This is a genomic window from Mesorhizobium sp. B2-4-6 (assembly GCF_006442775.1).
Classification (GTDB): domain Bacteria; phylum Pseudomonadota; class Alphaproteobacteria; order Rhizobiales; family Rhizobiaceae; genus Mesorhizobium.
In genome coordinates this window covers 451,459-466,374 of sequence record NZ_VFVI01000002.1, presented here as the reverse complement: position 1 = coordinate 466,374, position 14,916 = coordinate 451,459, and the positions used below count along the sequence as shown (strand labels likewise).

Genomic DNA, 14,916 nt, shown 5'->3' with positions numbered 1-14,916 from the left:
GACATTCCATGCATAAACGCCGCCTCGGTCGGACCGATCTCCTTGTTTCGCAAATCTGTCTCGGTTCGATGACGTGGGGCCAGCAGAACAGCGAGGCCGAAGGCCATGCGCAGATGGATCTGGCGTTTTCGCGAGGGGTGAATTTCATCGACACGGCCGAGCTTTACCCCATCCCGCCCAAGGCGGAGACGCAAGGGCGAACCGAGCGGATCATCGGCAACTGGATGAAGGCCAACGGCAGCCGCGACAAGGTCATCCTCGCCTCGAAGGTGGTCGGACGAACGGCCAACGCGTGGTTCCGGGGCGATCGTCCGTCGAAGCTGGTGCGCGCGGATATCTTCGACGCGGTCGAGAAATCGCTGGCCAAGCTCGGCACCGACTATATCGACCTCTATCAGATCCACTGGCCGGACCGGGACATTCCGTGGGGCTCGAATCCGACGCGCGTCGGAGCGATGGCGCGGCGCGCGGATGCGGCGGGCGCTCCGGGAGACGAGACGCCGATTGCCGAAACGCTCTCCGTCTTCGAGGAACTGGTGAAGGCGGGCAAGATACGCCATCTCGGCCTCTCGAACGAAAGCTCCTGGGGCGTCATGCGCTTCGTCTTCGAAGCCGAAAAGGGGACCGGTCCGCGCGTCGCCTCGCTGCAGAACGCTTACAGCCTCGTCAACCGCACCTTCGAGGTGAACCTTGCCGAGGTCTGCGAGCGCGAGGAGATCGCGTTTCTTCCCTATTCGCCGCTTGCACAGGGCTATCTCACCGGCAAATACAATCATGGCGCGCGACCGCAGGGCTCGCGCTCGCAGCTCTTCAATCGCGGCCAGCGCTACGAGACGCCGAATGCGGCGGAAGTGCTGCTGGAATACACCGAGCTGGCGCGCTCCTTCAGCATGGAGCCGGCACTTTTCGCCAACGCCTATGTGGCGAGCCGGCCCTTCGTGACCGCGAACATCGTCGGCGCGACCACGATCGCGCAGCTCGATATGGCGCTGTCCTCGGCCGACGTCAGCTGGACGGAAGAGATGCAGAAAGCGGTCGACGCCATCCATCAGCGTGTCGGCAATCCGTGCCCGTGATCGGGAATCGTTAAAAAACAAGAGGATGGACACGATGGCAGAGTTTCCGATCGAGGCCGTGCGCGGCAGATTTCCGGCGCTTTCGCTGGCCGATGACGGGCGCCGGCGCATCTATCTCGACAATCCCGCGGGCACACAGGTGCCGCTGGCGGTGGCGGAGGCGGTGTCGCGCTGCCTGCTGTCGACCAATGCCAATCTCGGCGGTTTCTTCGCAACGACGCTCGCGGCGCAGCAAGTGGTCGACGGGGCGCATGCGGCGACGGCCGATTTCCTCAATGCCGCCAGCGCCGAGGAGATCGTCATCGGCGCCAACATGACGACGCTGACCTACCATATGTCGCGCACGCTCGGCCGCACGATGAAGGCCGGCGACGAGATCATCGTCACGCGCATGGACCACGAGGGCAATGTTTCGCCATGGCTGCAACTTGCCGAGGATCTCGGCCTGGTCGTGCGCTTCCTGCCGTTCGACGAGCGGAGCTGGCAGGTGGAGGAGGCGGCGCTGAAGGCGCTGCTTTCGGAGAAAACGCGCCTTGTCGCGTTGAACTATGCCTCGAACCTCACCGGCTCGATCAATCGCGTGAAAGCGCTGACGGCGATTGCCAGGCAGGCCGGCGCGCTGGTCTATGTCGATGCCGTGCAGTTGGCACCGCACGGGCTGATCGACGTGCAGGAACTCGGCTGCGATTTCCTGATCTGCTCGGCCTATAAATTCTTCGGGCCACATGTGGGCATATTGTGGGGCCGCCGCGACGTCCTCGATACGCTGAAACCCTACAAATGCCGCTGTTCTTCGAACGTCCTGCCCGAACGGTTCGAACTCGGCACGCCGCAGATCGAACTGATGGCCGGGCTGACGGCGGCAATCGACTATTTCGCCGATCTCGGCGCTGCCGCCGGCGGGGACGGCTCGCGGCGGCAGCGGATCGCCAAGGCGTTCGAGGTCTCGATCGCTTACGAGAACGCGCTGGCCCGGCAACTGATCGAAGGCCTGTCTGATATCGAAGGCCTGATCATCCATGGCATCACCGATCCGCAACGCCTCGCGGAGCGGGTGCCGACCATTTCCTTCACCGTCGAAGGCATCGAGCCGGAAACGATCGTGCGGCAGATGAACGCCGAAAATATCTTCCTGTGGTCAGGCCACAATTATGCGTGGGAGGTCGTCCACCAGCTCGGCATACCGGCCGAGCAGGGCGTGGTGCGCATCGGCATCGCGCATTACAACACGGCGGCCGAGATCGACGAGACGCTGGAGAGCGCGCATCGCGTGATCGCGATGCTGCGGCAGCAGCGTTCCTAAGCCCGTCTACCGCTGTTTGCCGCCGAAACCGGTCAGGAAAGCGGTGAGGTTGTCGCCGAGCGCGTCGCAGAGATAGCCGCCTTCCTGGACGACGACCGTCGGCAGGCCAAGTCCAGCAATCGCCTCGCCGATGCGCGAGAAGCCCGGCGTCGTCACCGACAGGCCGCCGAACGGATCACCCTCGAAAGCGTCGAGGCCGAGCGCCACGACCAGCGCATCCGGTGCGAAGGCGCGGATGCGCTGGAAGGCTGCGGCAAGCGCATCCAGGAAAGCCTTGTCCCCGGACTTGCGCGGCAGCGGCAGGTTGAGATTGTAGCCGAGGCCGAGGCCTTCGCCGCGCTCATCGGCATGTCCCCAGAAGAACGGGTAGAAGCGCACCGGGTCGGCATGCAGCGAGACGGTCAGCACGTCGGGCCGGGCATAGAAGATGCCTTGCGTGCCGTTGCCGTGGTGCAGATCGACATCGAGGATGGCCACCCGGGCGGCGCTCTTGCGCAGCACCTGCGCCGCGACCGCCGAATTGTTGATGAAGCAGAAGCCGCCGGCGACATCGGCGAAGGCGTGATGGCCCGGCGGACGGCAAAGCGCATAGGCCGACGGTGCTCCGGCCATCACCGCTTCAGCGGCCTCCACCGCGCTCCAGGCGCTCCACAGCGCGCTGTTCCAGGTCTCGGCCGAGATCGGGCAGGCAGTGTCGGCCATGTGGTAGCCGGCCTGGCCGACAGCCGAGGCCGGATAGGAGCCGTCGCGGGCGATCGGGTGAATGTTCGGGATGACTTCCGCCGAGGCACCATCGATGCGCTGCCAGCGCGGAAAAATGTGCTCGAGGAAGTCGAGATATTCAGGCGTATGCACCGCCGCAACCGGTCCAAGCCCATGATTCCTCGGGCGTTCGACCGTCAACCCAGCCGATATTGCGCCGGCTAATAATCTCTCGACCCGTTCCGGCTTTTCCGGGTTCGGCTGCGGCGCGCCGCTGGAGAGGAAAGCCTTGGGGTCATGGCGTTTCTGCTCTTCGGCGTAAAAGGTTTTCATCGTCATTCCTCCGGCATATCGGCAAAGGCGAAAAAGGCATCGCCGACGATCTTCTGCACCTGCTCGTAGCTCGACCAGCCGATGCCCAGTCTTTCGTAGAAGGCCTTGGCGGTCTCGTTGTCGGTATCGACGGACAGCCTCAAATAGACCCCGCCCGCCGCGCGGCACTCTTTCGCGACGCGGCGCAGCAGTCTTTCGCCGACCCGGCGGCCACGAAAACGATCCTCGACGTAAAGGTCCTGCACATAGACGCCCGGCCGGCCCATCCAGGTCGAGAAGATCGGGAAATGCAGGCAAAGCCCGGCGAATTCGCCGTCGATCTCAGCGATCACGGTCGAGAAGGCGGGCTTTTCACCGAAGCCGTAGCGGCGAAGGTCGTCGGGCGTCGATTGGATCTCTTCCGGCGCGCCGATATGGGTGCCGAGACGGAGCAAGGCGCCGTGGATGGTTTCGACGTCCTCGATGCGACCGGGGCGGAGGGTGACCGGTGCCGGCATCAAAATAGCCTTCTCAGCCTTCCACCGGCAGATCGAGTTCCTCCGCCAGCGCCTTCAGCGAGTCGCCGATAATGGCGATCATCTCGCCGATCTGCTCGGCTGTAACGATCATCGGCGGCGCCACCATGAAATTGTCGCCGTCGACGCCACCCTTGACCTTGCGGCCATAGATGATGAGGCCGCGCGCATAGGCGTGATCGAGCAGGCGCTGCGTCGCCTTGCTGGCCGGGTCGATCGGCTTCAGCGTCTTGGGATCGGCGACCATTTCCGCGCCGGTGAGCAGACCCTTGCCGCGCACGTCGGCGATGAAGGGGAAGCGCTTTTGCAAGCCCTCCAACTCCGCCATCAGCACCTCACCCATGGCGGCGGCGTTGGCGATGAGGTCGAGCCGGTCCATCTCGCCAAGCACGGCGAGGCCGGCGGCGCAGGCGAGCGGATTGCCGGCATAAGTGTGGCCGTGCTGGAAGCCGCCCGAGGCAAGCAGCGGCTCGACAAGGCGCATCGGCGCGGCAAGAGCGCCGAGCGGCGCGTAGCCCGAGCCCAGTCCCTTCGAGAGGGCGACGATGTCAGGCCGGCAGTTCCAGTGGTCGCCGCCGAGGAATTTGCCTGTCCTGCCGGCGCCGCTCATCACCTCGTCATGGATCAGAAGGATGCCGTGGCGGTCGCAGATTTCGCGGATGCGCGGATAATAGCTGTCGGGCGCGACAAGGGCAGCCGTTGCCGCGCCGCCGATCGGCTCCATGATGAAGGCTAAAACGGTTTCCGGGCCTTCGGCGAGAATCTTTTCCTCCAGCATGTCGGCATAGCGGATGCCGCGCTGTTCCATCGTCAGGTTGTCGCGGTCGCGCCAGGCGGATGGCGCCGGCACGGTCGGCATCACCCGCATCATCGGCGTGAAACTCTCGGCGAGTGCGTCGTCGCCGGTGATGGAAAGCGAGCCCAGCGTGCCGCCATGATAGGACGGGAAGCGGGTGATCACCTTCCAGCGCTTCGGCTGTCCGGTGGCGACCGCCCATTGCCGGGCGAGCTTGATGCAGGATTCGGTCGCTTCCGAGCCGCCGGAAACGAAGAAGATGCGGTCCATGCCTTCGGGAAGCTTTCCGGCCAGTTCCCGGGCCAGTTCTTCCGCCGGCTCGTTCTCGAAATGCAGCCGGTAGGCAAAGGTGGTCTTGTCCATCTGCCGCTTCATGGCGTCGAGCACGTTGCGGTTGGAATGGCCGATATTGGCGACCATCGGCCCGCTCGAGCCGTCGATGAAGCGGCGGCCGTCCTTGGTCCAGAAGTAGATGCCTTCGGCGCGATCGACGAGCGGCCGGCGCAGGCTGGACAGATAGAACAGATGCGACGGCGGCCGTGCTTCGATGTCGGGCGAGGGCTTGGCTTGCGACTTCGACATGTCAGGACTTTCCGAGATAGCGGTCGAGGACATTTTTGGTCACGCGTTCGACCATCGCGTCCTGCCTTAGCAGGCCGGCGACCCATTCGCAGCTTCCGGCATGGAACACCTCGCCCTTGCCGCGCGGGAAATTGACGATCATGCCGTTGCCGCGCTTGACCTTGTCGAGATTGGCGTCGCTGGCCTCGCCGAACAAGGTCTCGGCGGTGAAGCGTCCGTCCTCGTCGGTGAGGAACTGGTCCTCGATCGGGATGTCTGCACTTTCCTCGACCTGGCTCGCCATGCCGACGGCCAGCACCTGCAGGCCATCCGGAGCGCCGCTGGTTTCGGTCGGGTAGGGCAGGCCGCCGCGGATCTCGAAATCGAGGCCATCGACCTCATAGCCATAGACGTGGCTGTCGGCGCCGAGCAGGTCGCCATAATAGATGCCGGTGCCGGCGAAGGCCCAGTGCTCGGGCCGGTACACCGGAAAGCCGCGCACGCCGCGCGGCGCGCAGCCGCCCCAGCCGGCATAGACGCCCCGCGTCGCATTGAGGCCGAAGGTGGCGCTGCCCGGACGGCCGATCTCGGGCGCCTCCCAGGAATTGGTGGCGCGGGTGACGTCGCCGCCGCGATAGGCGGGATCTTGCGCGCGTGCCTTGTATTTATAGCAAACCTGGCGGCGGCCCTCGTCCTCCAGCCGCGTCTGCCACATGAAATTGCCAGCGAAGCGCGCCGCATGCCCGCCGCTGGTCACATAGGTGTCGACCGCGTCTCGCATCTCCCAGGTCCAGTATTCGTCATGGCCGACGAAGACGACGCAGTCATAGCCATCGAGGATTTCGGGTGAGAAATGCAATTCGTGCTGGCTGGCGAGGTCGACCGCATAGCCGGCGCGCTCGGCGAAGCGGAAGAAATGGCTGTCATAGCTCGCCCAGCCGGAAGAGGCGTATTTCTTCGAATGTCCGGTGGCGAAAGCCCATTCCATATGCGGGTAACGCGGCACGGTCTTCGGCGGCACCGCGACTTCCAGCGGCACGCGCGGCGCATCCTTGGGCAGCACGACAAAGCCGCGGCACCAGGGACGCTGCGTCGACACCATCGTCGCGTATTGGTCGCGGTTCGGGCCGGTGATGCCCTGATAGTGGTTCGAGCCGCCCCAGGTGTTGTAGGCGAGCCATGTGCCGGTGGCGGCGACCTGCAGCAGGCGGCCGGGCTTGCGGCCGGGCAGGGGCGCGACGATGAAGAGATGGTGGCTGTGGATCGGCGTGCCGTTTCGGCCATCGGCCGAAAGCGTCACGCGATAGGCGCCTGACGGCCAATCGTCGCCGACACGGAATTCGAACGACGCCTCCCAGCCGCAGCCTTGGACCGAGCATTGGTCGGGCGTGTCCTGCCAGCGCGCCGACAGGCCTGTCTTCTCGAAGACCTTGGTCTCGCTGCCGCCGTCGCGGGCGATGACCATGCCGAATTGCGGCGCCGTCGAACTCACATGCAGCGTCACCGTTTCGCCCGGACGATAGGAAAGACGGTCGCTGTAGCACCAGATCTCGCCGCTCGAGCCATCCATGCCCGGCCATTCGTAGTAATGGCCGCGCACCGCCTCGCGGCGCTGCTCGGGCGTCAGCCCGAAATCGGGGAATTCGGTGGGCAGTTGCGTCAAGGAACACCTGAGATCACGAGGCCGTCATTGAGACCATCGGCCGGCCAAGCGTCAAATGGAAAGCATCGGGCCAGTCCGCACTTGCGCTTGGCGATGTCCGGCAAAGGGACTATTCAACTCCAGGCGACGTTCAACGCCAGGAGCCGACATGCTGCGTGTGCAAAAGGTCAAGGTCGACGACATCTACGTGCCGACGGCGCGCCGCAAGACGCTGCACCCTGAAACCGTGCGCCATCTCGCCGAGGATATTCTCGAAAACGGCATGAAGACGCCGATCCAGGTGCGGCACGACGGCAAGCGTCACGTCCTGGTCGAGGGGCTGCACCGGCTCGAAGCCGCCAAATGGCTGGGCGAGACCATGATCGACGCCTATCTCGTCCAGGCCAAGCGCCATTGATCTCTCGTCCGGGGCCTATCACCGTTAGCGATCGCATCCCATCAAAGCTTTTTGATTGACGCCGCGATGCCGGCGGCTAGAGCGTCCGGACAAACAGGATGCTTATCATGGCGAAGTATGAGGGCGGTTGCTTGTGCGGCGCGGTGCGGTACCGGGCCGAGGCCGAGCCGGTCAACGAACGGGTTTGCCATTGCCGGATCTGCCAGAAGGCGATCGGCGCCGCCTTCAACGCGCGGCTTCTGTTCCGCATCGACGATGTGACGATCGAGGGGCCGGTGGCGACCATCAATTCCACGCCCGACCTCCAGCGCGGCTTCTGTCCGGTGTGCGGCACGACGATGTTTTCGCGCCGCGACTCCAGGGGCATTCTCGGCGTCACGTCGGGCTCGCTCGACGATCCGTCGCTGTTCAAGCCCGACATGCATTTCTGGACCGCTTCGAAGCAGTCCTGGCTGATGCTCGACGATGGCCTGCCGCAATATGAAGGCGCGCCGCCGGCCTGACTCATTTTGACGCATCTCTGCACAAAAATTTCATCTTCGATTCACGAGATAGCCGGCAAAGCGTCATTGGCGGGCCATCATTGGCTGCCTATCTAAGCGCCATGCGGGAAGGCATCGAGGAGGCGACGGATGAGCGAGAGCATCAACACCCTGGACGAGCTTTTGAACGACCCGATGGTCCAGCTCGTGATGGCGCGCGACCGCGTGCGCCCGGCCGAGCTTCGCCTGCTTCTGGAAAAGGCTCGCGACAGGGCGGGCGAGGATTCTCGCATCGACCAGGCTTCGGTGCCGCCAGCGCATGTTGTGGCAAGAAGCTGCCTGAAGCAGTGGTTGTACCGTTGAGGCAACTCCGCGGAAAATGGTCAGCTCGAATTCGCGGGTAAGTAGCTGTAGTGGCTGCGCAAATAGGCAAGCCTGAAGCCGAGCCGGTCGTAGTTGCGATAGGCTGGTCCATCGCGGTCGGGACGCGGCGCCTCGATGTCGGCGACAAACAGCTTCGCGCCGGCGGCGATGCCGTCGCGAACCATTCTTTCGCCAAGCATGGCGTCAAGATCGAAGTTCGGCGCCATGATCCCCGGAACCGGCGCGTCGATGCCGCTCCAGGCGGCGCCGTTTGAGATGAAGAGCGAGCGCACGGCGGCGACCGAACCCCTGCGCTTCAGCATGTAATGATGCCAGCCCTTGCGGCCGACGAGCGCCATCAGCCAGGGCGAGGTGGGGAGCCTGTATTTGGCATCGATGAAGGAAGCCCATTCCAAAGCTGTCCCGGGCGTGACCTCCTCGACCATCAGATCGTCAACCGGGATCAGCGGGTCGCCCGGGAAAAGCGGTTCGTCCGGCAGCGGCGTCGCGTCGCGATAGATGCGCTCCCAGCCGCCTTGCTGCTGCATCCCCCGCGCTTCCAGCCAGCACCTCAGCCGCGACGGCTCGGTATGCGGGTTGGTATAGAGCCAAGGCCGCATGATGCCGGCCGCGCGGTAATGCGCGAGGAGCGCGTCGACCTGCTCTTCCGTCGCCGGCTCATCGACGCCGATATTCTTCACGCAATTGAAATGGATGAGCGGGATCGTCGCGCAGGTGGTCCAGACAAGGTCGCCGTCGCGCGCGACCGAAAGCCCTTGCCGCGTCGCAAAATCCACAGGCGCCGCCGCGTAGAGGTCGAGCCATGCAGCGACTTCGGCTCGTTCGATGGCGCGGCTGAAATCACGCGACACCGCTTCGATCGCGATGTCCGGGACGTGCGTTCGCGGCGGCACCACCGGCTGCAGTTCCGAGAGGGCGGCGGTCGACATGGGAAGCTCCTCCGATTGCCTTACAGTGTAAGATTAGCAGAGAATAATATGGCGGCGCCTGTTGTCAAGCAGGATTAGCGGCACCTTACAAATCCGTGAGTTGGAATCACGCTATCGTGAGGCTAAGCCTGTCCTCGATGGGCTTTCGATGACGATTCACTTTTTGCCCCGGATAACAACCGGGGCACGGGGAAAGGACCGAGATGACCGACGTCTGCACGCAAGGACTGGATACCGGCTTTGTCGGCCTGGGTTATGCCAAGGTGGCGTTTCTGGGCATCGTGCAAGGCATCACCGAATTGCTGCCGATCTCATCCACGGCGCATATGCGCATCGTGCCGGCCATGCTGGGCTGGCAGGACCCCGGCTCGGCCTTCTCCGCCGCCATGCAACTGGCGGCGCTGGCGGCGGTGATCAGCTATTTCTGGAGCGATGTCAGGGACGTGCTGTTCGGATCGCTGTCGGCGATCTCGCGCCGCGATTTCAGCGATCGCTATTTCCGCCTCGCGGTCAGCATCGTGCTTGCCACCGTCCCGATCGTCATTGCGGGCCTTGCGCTTTCCGGCGTGCTCAACGCCTGCAATTCGCCCTTGCGCGGGCTCGCCGTCATCGGCTGGGCCTGCATCGCCATGGCGATCCTCCTGGCGCTCGCCGAAATCTTCGCCAGTCACAAGCTCATGCTGCGCCAGGCGTCTATCCTGGACGCGCTGCTGGTGGGGGTCGGCCAGGTCGGCGCGCTTATTCCCGGCGTCTCGCGCTCGGGCTCGACGCTGACCGCGGCGATGGGGCTGGGCTTTGCCCGGCCGGAGGCGGCCCGCCTGTCGTTCCTGCTCGGGTTGCCGGCTATTGCGCTCGCCGGCCTCAAGGAGCTCTATGAACTGCACAAGGTGCATCTCGACGCGCATGGCTGGTCGATCCTGGCCGTCGGCCTCGTCGTCGCCTCGATCTCGGCTTTCTTTGCGATATGGGGGCTGATGCGAGTGCTCGAGCGCTTCTCCGCCTGGCCGTTCGTTATCTATCGCGGCCTGCTCGGCGTGGTGCTGCTGATCGGCGTCGCCACCGGCTGGCTTGTCTAAAGCGCGTCGCGTCGAAACGGATTCACGCGACGCGCTTTAGGTCGTTGCTTGATGCATGTCGTTGTCGCAAAACCGAGGCCACTTTTGCGCGACATGCATTAGAGGTCTCGACCCAATCCGCTGTATCGACGCCGACGCTCGGGTGCGCTGATGGATCTTGTGACTCTGCTGCAATCCGTGCCGCTGCTGGCGACGCTGGTGAAATCGGCGGCGCCGGCGGCTATCGGCGCCGGCATGGGCCTTGGCCAATGGCTGGCGGCGCTGCCGCCCTGCCGCAACCAGACTTTCGAGAACGCGGCCTACCTCGTCTGCGAAGCCGATCCGGAGCATTTTTCCATCGAGCTGTTCTGGAAGAACACGGACGGCGATTTCTACCGGTCGCTGCATAATCTGCGCAGCGCGCAGCAAGCGACCGGGCGAACCCTGCTTTTCGGCATCAATGCCGGCATGTACCATCCGAACCTCGCGCCGGTCGGCCTCTATGTCGAACGCGGCGAGCAGGTCACGCCTGCAAAGATCGGATCGGGGTCCGGCAATTTCTCCATGCAGCCCAACGGCATTTTCTATCTCAGCGCCGGCAAGGCCGGTGTTCGCGCGACCAAGGATTACCTCAAGCGTCCGCCGCGCGTGGATTATGCGACCCAGTCCGGGCCGATGCTGGTCATCGACGGCAAGCTGCATCCGAAATTCCGTTCCGACGGCACCTCGCGCAAGATCCGCGACGGCGTGGGCGTGCGCGCCGACGGGGTCGCGATCTTCGCGATCTCGGACGATGTCGTGACCTTTCACGAATTCGCGCGGCTTTTCCGCGACCAGCTCGGCTGCCCGAACGCGCTCTTCCTCGACGGCTCGATCTCGAGCCTCTATGCGCCCGGGATCGGCCGCAACGACGATTTCTGGAATCTCGGGCCGATGATCGGCGTGTTCAGGCGCTAGCCAAGAAGCTCCCTTCGGCGCCGCGCCGAATCATCCGGTCGCGCCAAAAGTAAATTTTGATTCAAACTTTGTTGGTAATTTCTCATTAGGAATGGGGGTTCCGGCGGCGCTGTTCCTGCCTTCGGTCTGTTTTGTCTTGCGTACAGGTCAAAGATGCGGATTTTTGGCGTCGTCAGTTTCGTGCTCGCATCGCTATGCCTTGCCGGCTGCTCGTCCACGTCGGGCGTCGATGCCTTGCAGATGCCGTCCAACGAGACGACGAGCTCGGTCGTGCGGCCGAGCGCGCCCGTATCGAAGGGCGCGAGGACCGTGGTCACCGAAAGAACCGTCGAGAACGCGTCGATGTCGGGTGCCGCGCGCATCAAGCCGCCGGCGCCGTTGCTCGACGAGGGTAACGCGAACCCTGACGACGAGAACTCGCGCCTCGGCGACGAGAACTCGCGCCCATTTGGCCTTGCCGAGGAAGAGACGGTGAACTTCCCGGCGGCCGACCTGCCGGACAGCGTCGAGCCGCCGGTGCAGGAGGCAGCGCTCGTCTCGGCGCCGAGGCGGCTGTCGCGTGCGGCCCCCGCGATGCTCGCCGGCCCGGTCACCCGTTATGCGTTCCGCGACGCCAAGCCGATCAATTTCGGCCGCTCTTCACCTCGCCATCTGGCCGTTCACGGCGTCGATGTCTCGCGCTGGCAGGGCAACATCAACTGGCAGAAGCTGCGCGCCCAGGGCGCCAACTTCGCTTATATCAAGGCGACCGACGGCGGCGACCATCTCGACCCGATGTTCATGAAGAATTGGCGCAACGCCGATGCCGCCGGGCTGAAGCGCGGCGCCTATCATTTCTTCTACTGGTGCCGCACCGCCGGCGAGCAGGCCGACTGGTTCATCCGCAACGTGCCGAAGGTCGACGGTGCGCTGCCGCCGGTCATCGACGTCGAGTGGAACGGCGATTCCTCCTGCAAGCGCCGGCCTTCGCGCGAAAAGGTGCTGGAGAAGATGCAGGTGTTCATGGACAAGCTGGAGCGCCATTACGGCCAGCGGCCCATCATCTACACCAGCCCCGATTTCTATCGCGACAATCTGCGCGGCGCCTTCCAGGATTATCCCTTCTGGCTGCGCGCGGTGGCGGCGCATCCGTCAAAAGTCTATCCGGGCCGCAGGTGGCTGTTCTGGCAATATTCCGGCTCCGGCCTGTCGCATGGTGTGAGCGGCCGCATCGACCTCAATGTGTTCCATGGCGACGAGCGGCAGTGGCGCGCCTGGCTGGGCGGCGGGCAGATGATGGCCGACGCGGACTAGGATTTCTTCTGGAGGCGGCCGGAGAGGAGTGCTTCAGGGAAGGCCGGTCCGTTGAAGTATCGGGCATCACACGCCTTCGTCATCCACGGGCGGAGCAAGGAGCGAAGCGACGCGCGCAGACCCGAGGATCCGTGCCGTGACCTTTATCGTAGGGCGCAACGGCGCAGAATTCTGAACCGTTGCAACGCGTTGATGTCACGGAATGGATTCCAGGGTCTGCGCGCGTCGCTTCGCTCCTTGCTCCGCCCTGGAATGACGAAGCGGAGGGGCGCGCCGTCACATTACGCCTCGTTGATCATCGCCTCGATGTTGTAGCCATCAGGATCGAGTAGGAAGCAGTAATGCTCCGCGTAATCCGGACGCGGCCCGGGCGCGCCATTGTCCCCCGCGCCCGCCTCGAGCGCCGCGCCATGGAACGCATCGACCTCGGTCTTGCTCTTCACCCGGAAGGCGACATGCAGATGAGCGGCGGCTTCTCGCTCGTGCGCTGAATCTCAAACAGGCAGCCATTGCCGACATCGAAGGCCCAGAACAAGCCTTCCTTGCCGAAGGCAGGGTTGTAGCCCAAGGGCGCAACGCCATTTCGTAGAAGAGCTTGCTCTTGGCGAGATCGCCGACTTCGATGGTGATGTGGTCGATCATGGGTGTGTTTTGGAGTCACCTTGATACGCGCCACCACTCCATCGAGTGGAACGAGCCAGTTCAACTGATCAAACTCACCAAAGCGATTGGTGCCCCGCAGCGTTAAGAATTATGTCGAGATACCGCATTTTATCTTCTCGACTTTCCACATTGAAAGATTCAACAGCTTCCCGCTGAGCTATTTTTAGCGCAGGGCTTATGGCTTTCTCTACCAAGGCAGAGGCAGAAAAAACCAAATAACAATTAATACCAACGTTAGACAGCGTATCCTTTGCATGCTGAAAGGTTACGCTTGCCAGAGCCGCGTTCTTAATTTCTGCAGATCCTGCGTGATCCGAGTTGGTAAAATCTAGTGTTTCAGTTGCGTGATATCTTGAGTTCTTGAGCATGAAATCGACATGAAGCTTACCTGCTGGTCCGACCGGCATATTAGCTATAACGCGATGTTTCTCGATGTCTTGGATATCTCGGCTAAATAAATCGTACTCCTTGAATATCTTGCGTAGCTCTTTTGATAATTTGCTGCCGGGCTTTCTCGTAATTGATGGCCCTTTGGGTTTTTCTATGTACTCAGAAATTATTTCGGATATTCGCTGATCATATTGACCCTCTGAATCGACCGTGAACCACCCGTTCTCTGAAAGCGTGTAGCCGGTGGCTTTCGAGAGACGTGCAATTCGCGCACTCAGTTCAATTGAAGGATCGTCGGACTCCCTGAGGTGGGTGGCAATCCACTCAACGGCACGGGAACTGACATTGAAATAATTCAGCAACTGAGGAGACGCGTTCAATCGCACATCCAGGCGATCAGAATGGAATACGACCAGGCCTGCGTTCAAAACGTCGCCACGGTGCGCGAACGGCACCAAGCGAATTAGAGCGTAGTTAAAGATATGCACCACTGCGAATTCCTTCGTCCACTTCGTCGATTTGACGCCCAAATTCGGGACTCAAGATTCTATCTATCAGCGAAGTTCGTGCATTTTTTGACAACCACTCCGTCGGCAACCCTATCATCGCATTGTCACAGATAAGTGCTCGACCTTTCTGAAACCGGTCCAAGAAGGATCTGGCGAATTCCACAGAGAAACCGTGTACCTTTCGTATTTTTTTTCCATACTGTACCGTTGGGGTGCCTTGTGAGAGGCCACCGCCGACGGCATTTTCATTCAAGATCGTTGAGCTAGCGAAGTCAATTATATGGAGGTTGGCGATCTCTTGACCATCAACCAACCCCGCCCTTTGAAATAGGAAATTGTGATCGTGCCGATCGGGATTATTGATCAATTGATCAAAGGCATATGTTTCTGAAAGCAGATTGCGAAGGCTTGGCACGTTGAGGTTGCCGGAGCCATTGAGTAGCAACATGCTTGCTTCCAGATCACTCATACAATGTGTGATGGCCTGAGAGCCAAACACGAGCGCTCCGGCGGGGGTTTGCAACACTTTTACCGGAGGGACGGGTAGATTTAGAGACTTTGCAAACGACGTGCAAATCCACTCTGTGGCGCAGACGCCCGCCTCACCGCCCATACCCTTTACAAAGTACCGCAGTCCATCATCGCAAAGCGCTACACCGGTCTGGTGGAGTGTCGTTTGACGTGGGTTCGGCTTGTACTCAGTAATCCTGAGAGGGATAAAGTCCAATTGTGTCATTGGTTGGTATCCAGAGTCCCACAAATACCCCTCTCAAAGTCCCCTGCTTGCGGCAACAAGCGAACGTTTGTCCGCTGTCACACCCTCGTCCCTACAGTCCCCGAAGCCCTTGATCGGCTACCGCTTGCTATCGGGCGTGACCTTCACCGGCACCCAAGTCGAATTCGGCTTG

General features: G+C 62.3%; 15 protein-coding genes and 1 pseudogene. 8 read left to right on the top strand and 8 right to left on the bottom strand.

Going from position 1 to position 14,916, the window contains the following annotated elements; all coding sequences use genetic code 11:
• Nucleotides 1-8: 8 nt before the first annotated feature.
• Together FJ957_RS08135 and FJ957_RS08130 are read left to right on the top strand one after the other, a co-directional pair.
• On the top strand, nucleotides 9-1,076 hold the full coding sequence (locus tag FJ957_RS08135; RefSeq protein ID WP_140830326.1) for an aldo/keto reductase: 1,068 nt from the start codon (nucleotides 9-11) through the stop codon (nucleotides 1,074-1,076).
• Between the two features lie 34 nt (nucleotides 1,077-1,110).
• The gene (locus FJ957_RS08130; protein ID WP_140830324.1) at nucleotides 1,111-2,379 is read left to right on the top strand and encodes a cysteine desulfurase-like protein; all 1,269 of its coding nucleotides are present in this window, start codon (nucleotides 1,111-1,113) and stop codon (nucleotides 2,377-2,379) included.
• A 6-nt stretch (nucleotides 2,380-2,385) separates the two neighbouring features.
• Here the strand turns inward: FJ957_RS08130 and FJ957_RS08125 are convergent, their stop codons facing one another.
• The 4 genes from FJ957_RS08125 to FJ957_RS08110 are packed head-to-tail and all read right to left on the bottom strand — an operon-like array spanning nucleotide 2,386 to nucleotide 6,949.
• Complete coding sequence (locus FJ957_RS08125; RefSeq protein WP_140830322.1) at nucleotides 2,386-3,414, bottom strand: histone deacetylase family protein; 1,029 nt, start codon at nucleotides 3,412-3,414, stop codon at nucleotides 2,386-2,388.
• Between the two features lie 2 nt (nucleotides 3,415-3,416).
• On the bottom strand, nucleotides 3,417-3,911 hold the full coding sequence (locus FJ957_RS08120; RefSeq protein ID WP_140830321.1) for a GNAT family N-acetyltransferase: 495 nt from the start codon (nucleotides 3,909-3,911) through the stop codon (nucleotides 3,417-3,419).
• A gap of 13 nt (nucleotides 3,912-3,924) precedes the next feature.
• Nucleotides 3,925-5,307 carry an aspartate aminotransferase family protein gene (locus FJ957_RS08115; protein WP_140830319.1) on the bottom strand — a complete coding sequence of 461 codons (1,383 nt, stop codon included), beginning with the start codon at nucleotides 5,305-5,307 and terminating at the stop codon, nucleotides 3,925-3,927.
• 1 nt (nucleotide 5,308) lies between these two features.
• On the bottom strand, nucleotides 5,309-6,949 hold the full coding sequence (locus FJ957_RS08110) for a N,N-dimethylformamidase beta subunit family domain-containing protein (RefSeq protein ID WP_140830317.1): 1,641 nt from the start codon (nucleotides 6,947-6,949) through the stop codon (nucleotides 5,309-5,311).
• 148 nt (nucleotides 6,950-7,097) lie between these two features.
• Here FJ957_RS08110 and FJ957_RS08105 point away from each other — a divergent pair, with 148 nt between their 5' ends.
• From FJ957_RS08105 to FJ957_RS08095, 3 genes are all read left to right on the top strand, one after another.
• Nucleotides 7,098-7,346 carry a ParB N-terminal domain-containing protein gene (locus FJ957_RS08105; RefSeq protein ID WP_140542817.1) on the top strand — a complete coding sequence of 83 codons (249 nt, stop codon included), beginning with the start codon at nucleotides 7,098-7,100 and terminating at the stop codon, nucleotides 7,344-7,346.
• A 107-nt stretch (nucleotides 7,347-7,453) separates the two neighbouring features.
• Nucleotides 7,454-7,849 (top strand): GFA family protein, encoded by a 396-nt coding sequence (locus FJ957_RS08100; RefSeq protein WP_140830315.1) that lies wholly within the window; start codon nucleotides 7,454-7,456, stop codon nucleotides 7,847-7,849.
• Nucleotides 7,850-7,978: 129 nt separating this feature from the next.
• Complete coding sequence (locus tag FJ957_RS08095; RefSeq protein ID WP_140647475.1) at nucleotides 7,979-8,191, top strand: hypothetical protein; 213 nt, start codon at nucleotides 7,979-7,981, stop codon at nucleotides 8,189-8,191.
• 20 nt (nucleotides 8,192-8,211) lie between these two features.
• Here FJ957_RS08095 and FJ957_RS08090 read toward each other — a convergent pair whose 3' ends face one another.
• Nucleotides 8,212-9,141, bottom strand: coding sequence for a hypothetical protein (locus FJ957_RS08090; RefSeq protein ID WP_140830313.1), 930 nt, complete (start codon nucleotides 9,139-9,141; stop codon nucleotides 8,212-8,214).
• A gap of 203 nt (nucleotides 9,142-9,344) precedes the next feature.
• On the opposite strand from FJ957_RS08090, the gene FJ957_RS08085 reads away from it, so the two are divergent.
• From FJ957_RS08085 to FJ957_RS08075, 3 genes are all read left to right on the top strand, one after another.
• Nucleotides 9,345-10,217: an undecaprenyl-diphosphate phosphatase gene (locus tag FJ957_RS08085; protein WP_140830312.1), complete on the top strand. Its 873-nt coding sequence runs from the start codon at nucleotides 9,345-9,347 to the stop codon at nucleotides 10,215-10,217.
• A gap of 150 nt (nucleotides 10,218-10,367) precedes the next feature.
• Nucleotides 10,368-11,153, top strand: a complete 786-nt coding sequence (locus FJ957_RS08080) for a phosphodiester glycosidase family protein (RefSeq protein ID WP_140830309.1) — start codon at nucleotides 10,368-10,370, stop codon at nucleotides 11,151-11,153.
• A gap of 153 nt (nucleotides 11,154-11,306) precedes the next feature.
• Nucleotides 11,307-12,446 (top strand): GH25 family lysozyme, encoded by a 1,140-nt coding sequence (locus FJ957_RS08075; protein ID WP_140830308.1) that lies wholly within the window; start codon nucleotides 11,307-11,309, stop codon nucleotides 12,444-12,446.
• Nucleotides 12,447-12,727: 281 nt separating this feature from the next.
• Here the strand turns inward: FJ957_RS08075 and FJ957_RS08070 are convergent.
• The 3 genes and pseudogenes from FJ957_RS08070 to FJ957_RS08060 form a co-directional block, all read right to left on the bottom strand.
• A pseudogene (locus FJ957_RS08070) lies at nucleotides 12,728-13,088 on the bottom strand (VOC family protein).
• 74 nt (nucleotides 13,089-13,162) lie between these two features.
• Nucleotides 13,163-13,990, bottom strand: coding sequence for a hypothetical protein (locus FJ957_RS08065; protein ID WP_140830306.1), 828 nt, complete (start codon nucleotides 13,988-13,990; stop codon nucleotides 13,163-13,165).
• A complete protein-coding gene (locus tag FJ957_RS08060) occupies nucleotides 13,974-14,744 on the bottom strand; it encodes a HipA family kinase (protein WP_140830304.1) in 771 nt (256 codons plus the stop codon). The genes FJ957_RS08065 and FJ957_RS08060 overlap by 17 nt, the downstream gene beginning before the upstream one ends.
• Nucleotides 14,745-14,916 lie beyond the last annotated feature (172 nt).

Coding starts and splice junctions, on each gene's coding strand:
- FJ957_RS08090 (WP_140830313.1), bottom strand. CDS start 9,141: ATGTCGACCGCCGCCCTCTCGGAACTGCAGCCGGTGGTGCCGCCGCGA.
- FJ957_RS08095 (WP_140647475.1), top strand. CDS start 7,979: ATGAGCGAGAGCATCAACACCCTGGACGAGCTTTTGAACGACCCGATG.
- FJ957_RS08125 (WP_140830322.1), bottom strand. CDS start 3,414: ATGAAAACCTTTTACGCCGAAGAGCAGAAACGCCATGACCCCAAGGCT.
- FJ957_RS08135 (WP_140830326.1), top strand. CDS start 9: ATGCATAAACGCCGCCTCGGTCGGACCGATCTCCTTGTTTCGCAAATC.
- FJ957_RS08060 (WP_140830304.1), bottom strand. CDS start 14,744: ATGACACAATTGGACTTTATCCCTCTCAGGATTACTGAGTACAAGCCG.
- FJ957_RS08115 (WP_140830319.1), bottom strand. CDS start 5,307: ATGTCGAAGTCGCAAGCCAAGCCCTCGCCCGACATCGAAGCACGGCCG.
- FJ957_RS08080 (WP_140830309.1), top strand. CDS start 10,368: ATGGATCTTGTGACTCTGCTGCAATCCGTGCCGCTGCTGGCGACGCTG.
- FJ957_RS08120 (WP_140830321.1), bottom strand. CDS start 3,911: ATGCCGGCACCGGTCACCCTCCGCCCCGGTCGCATCGAGGACGTCGAA.
- FJ957_RS08075 (WP_140830308.1), top strand. CDS start 11,307: ATGCGGATTTTTGGCGTCGTCAGTTTCGTGCTCGCATCGCTATGCCTT.
- FJ957_RS08105 (WP_140542817.1), top strand. CDS start 7,098: ATGCTGCGTGTGCAAAAGGTCAAGGTCGACGACATCTACGTGCCGACG.
- FJ957_RS08085 (WP_140830312.1), top strand. CDS start 9,345: ATGACCGACGTCTGCACGCAAGGACTGGATACCGGCTTTGTCGGCCTG.
- FJ957_RS08100 (WP_140830315.1), top strand. CDS start 7,454: ATGGCGAAGTATGAGGGCGGTTGCTTGTGCGGCGCGGTGCGGTACCGG.
- FJ957_RS08130 (WP_140830324.1), top strand. CDS start 1,111: ATGGCAGAGTTTCCGATCGAGGCCGTGCGCGGCAGATTTCCGGCGCTT.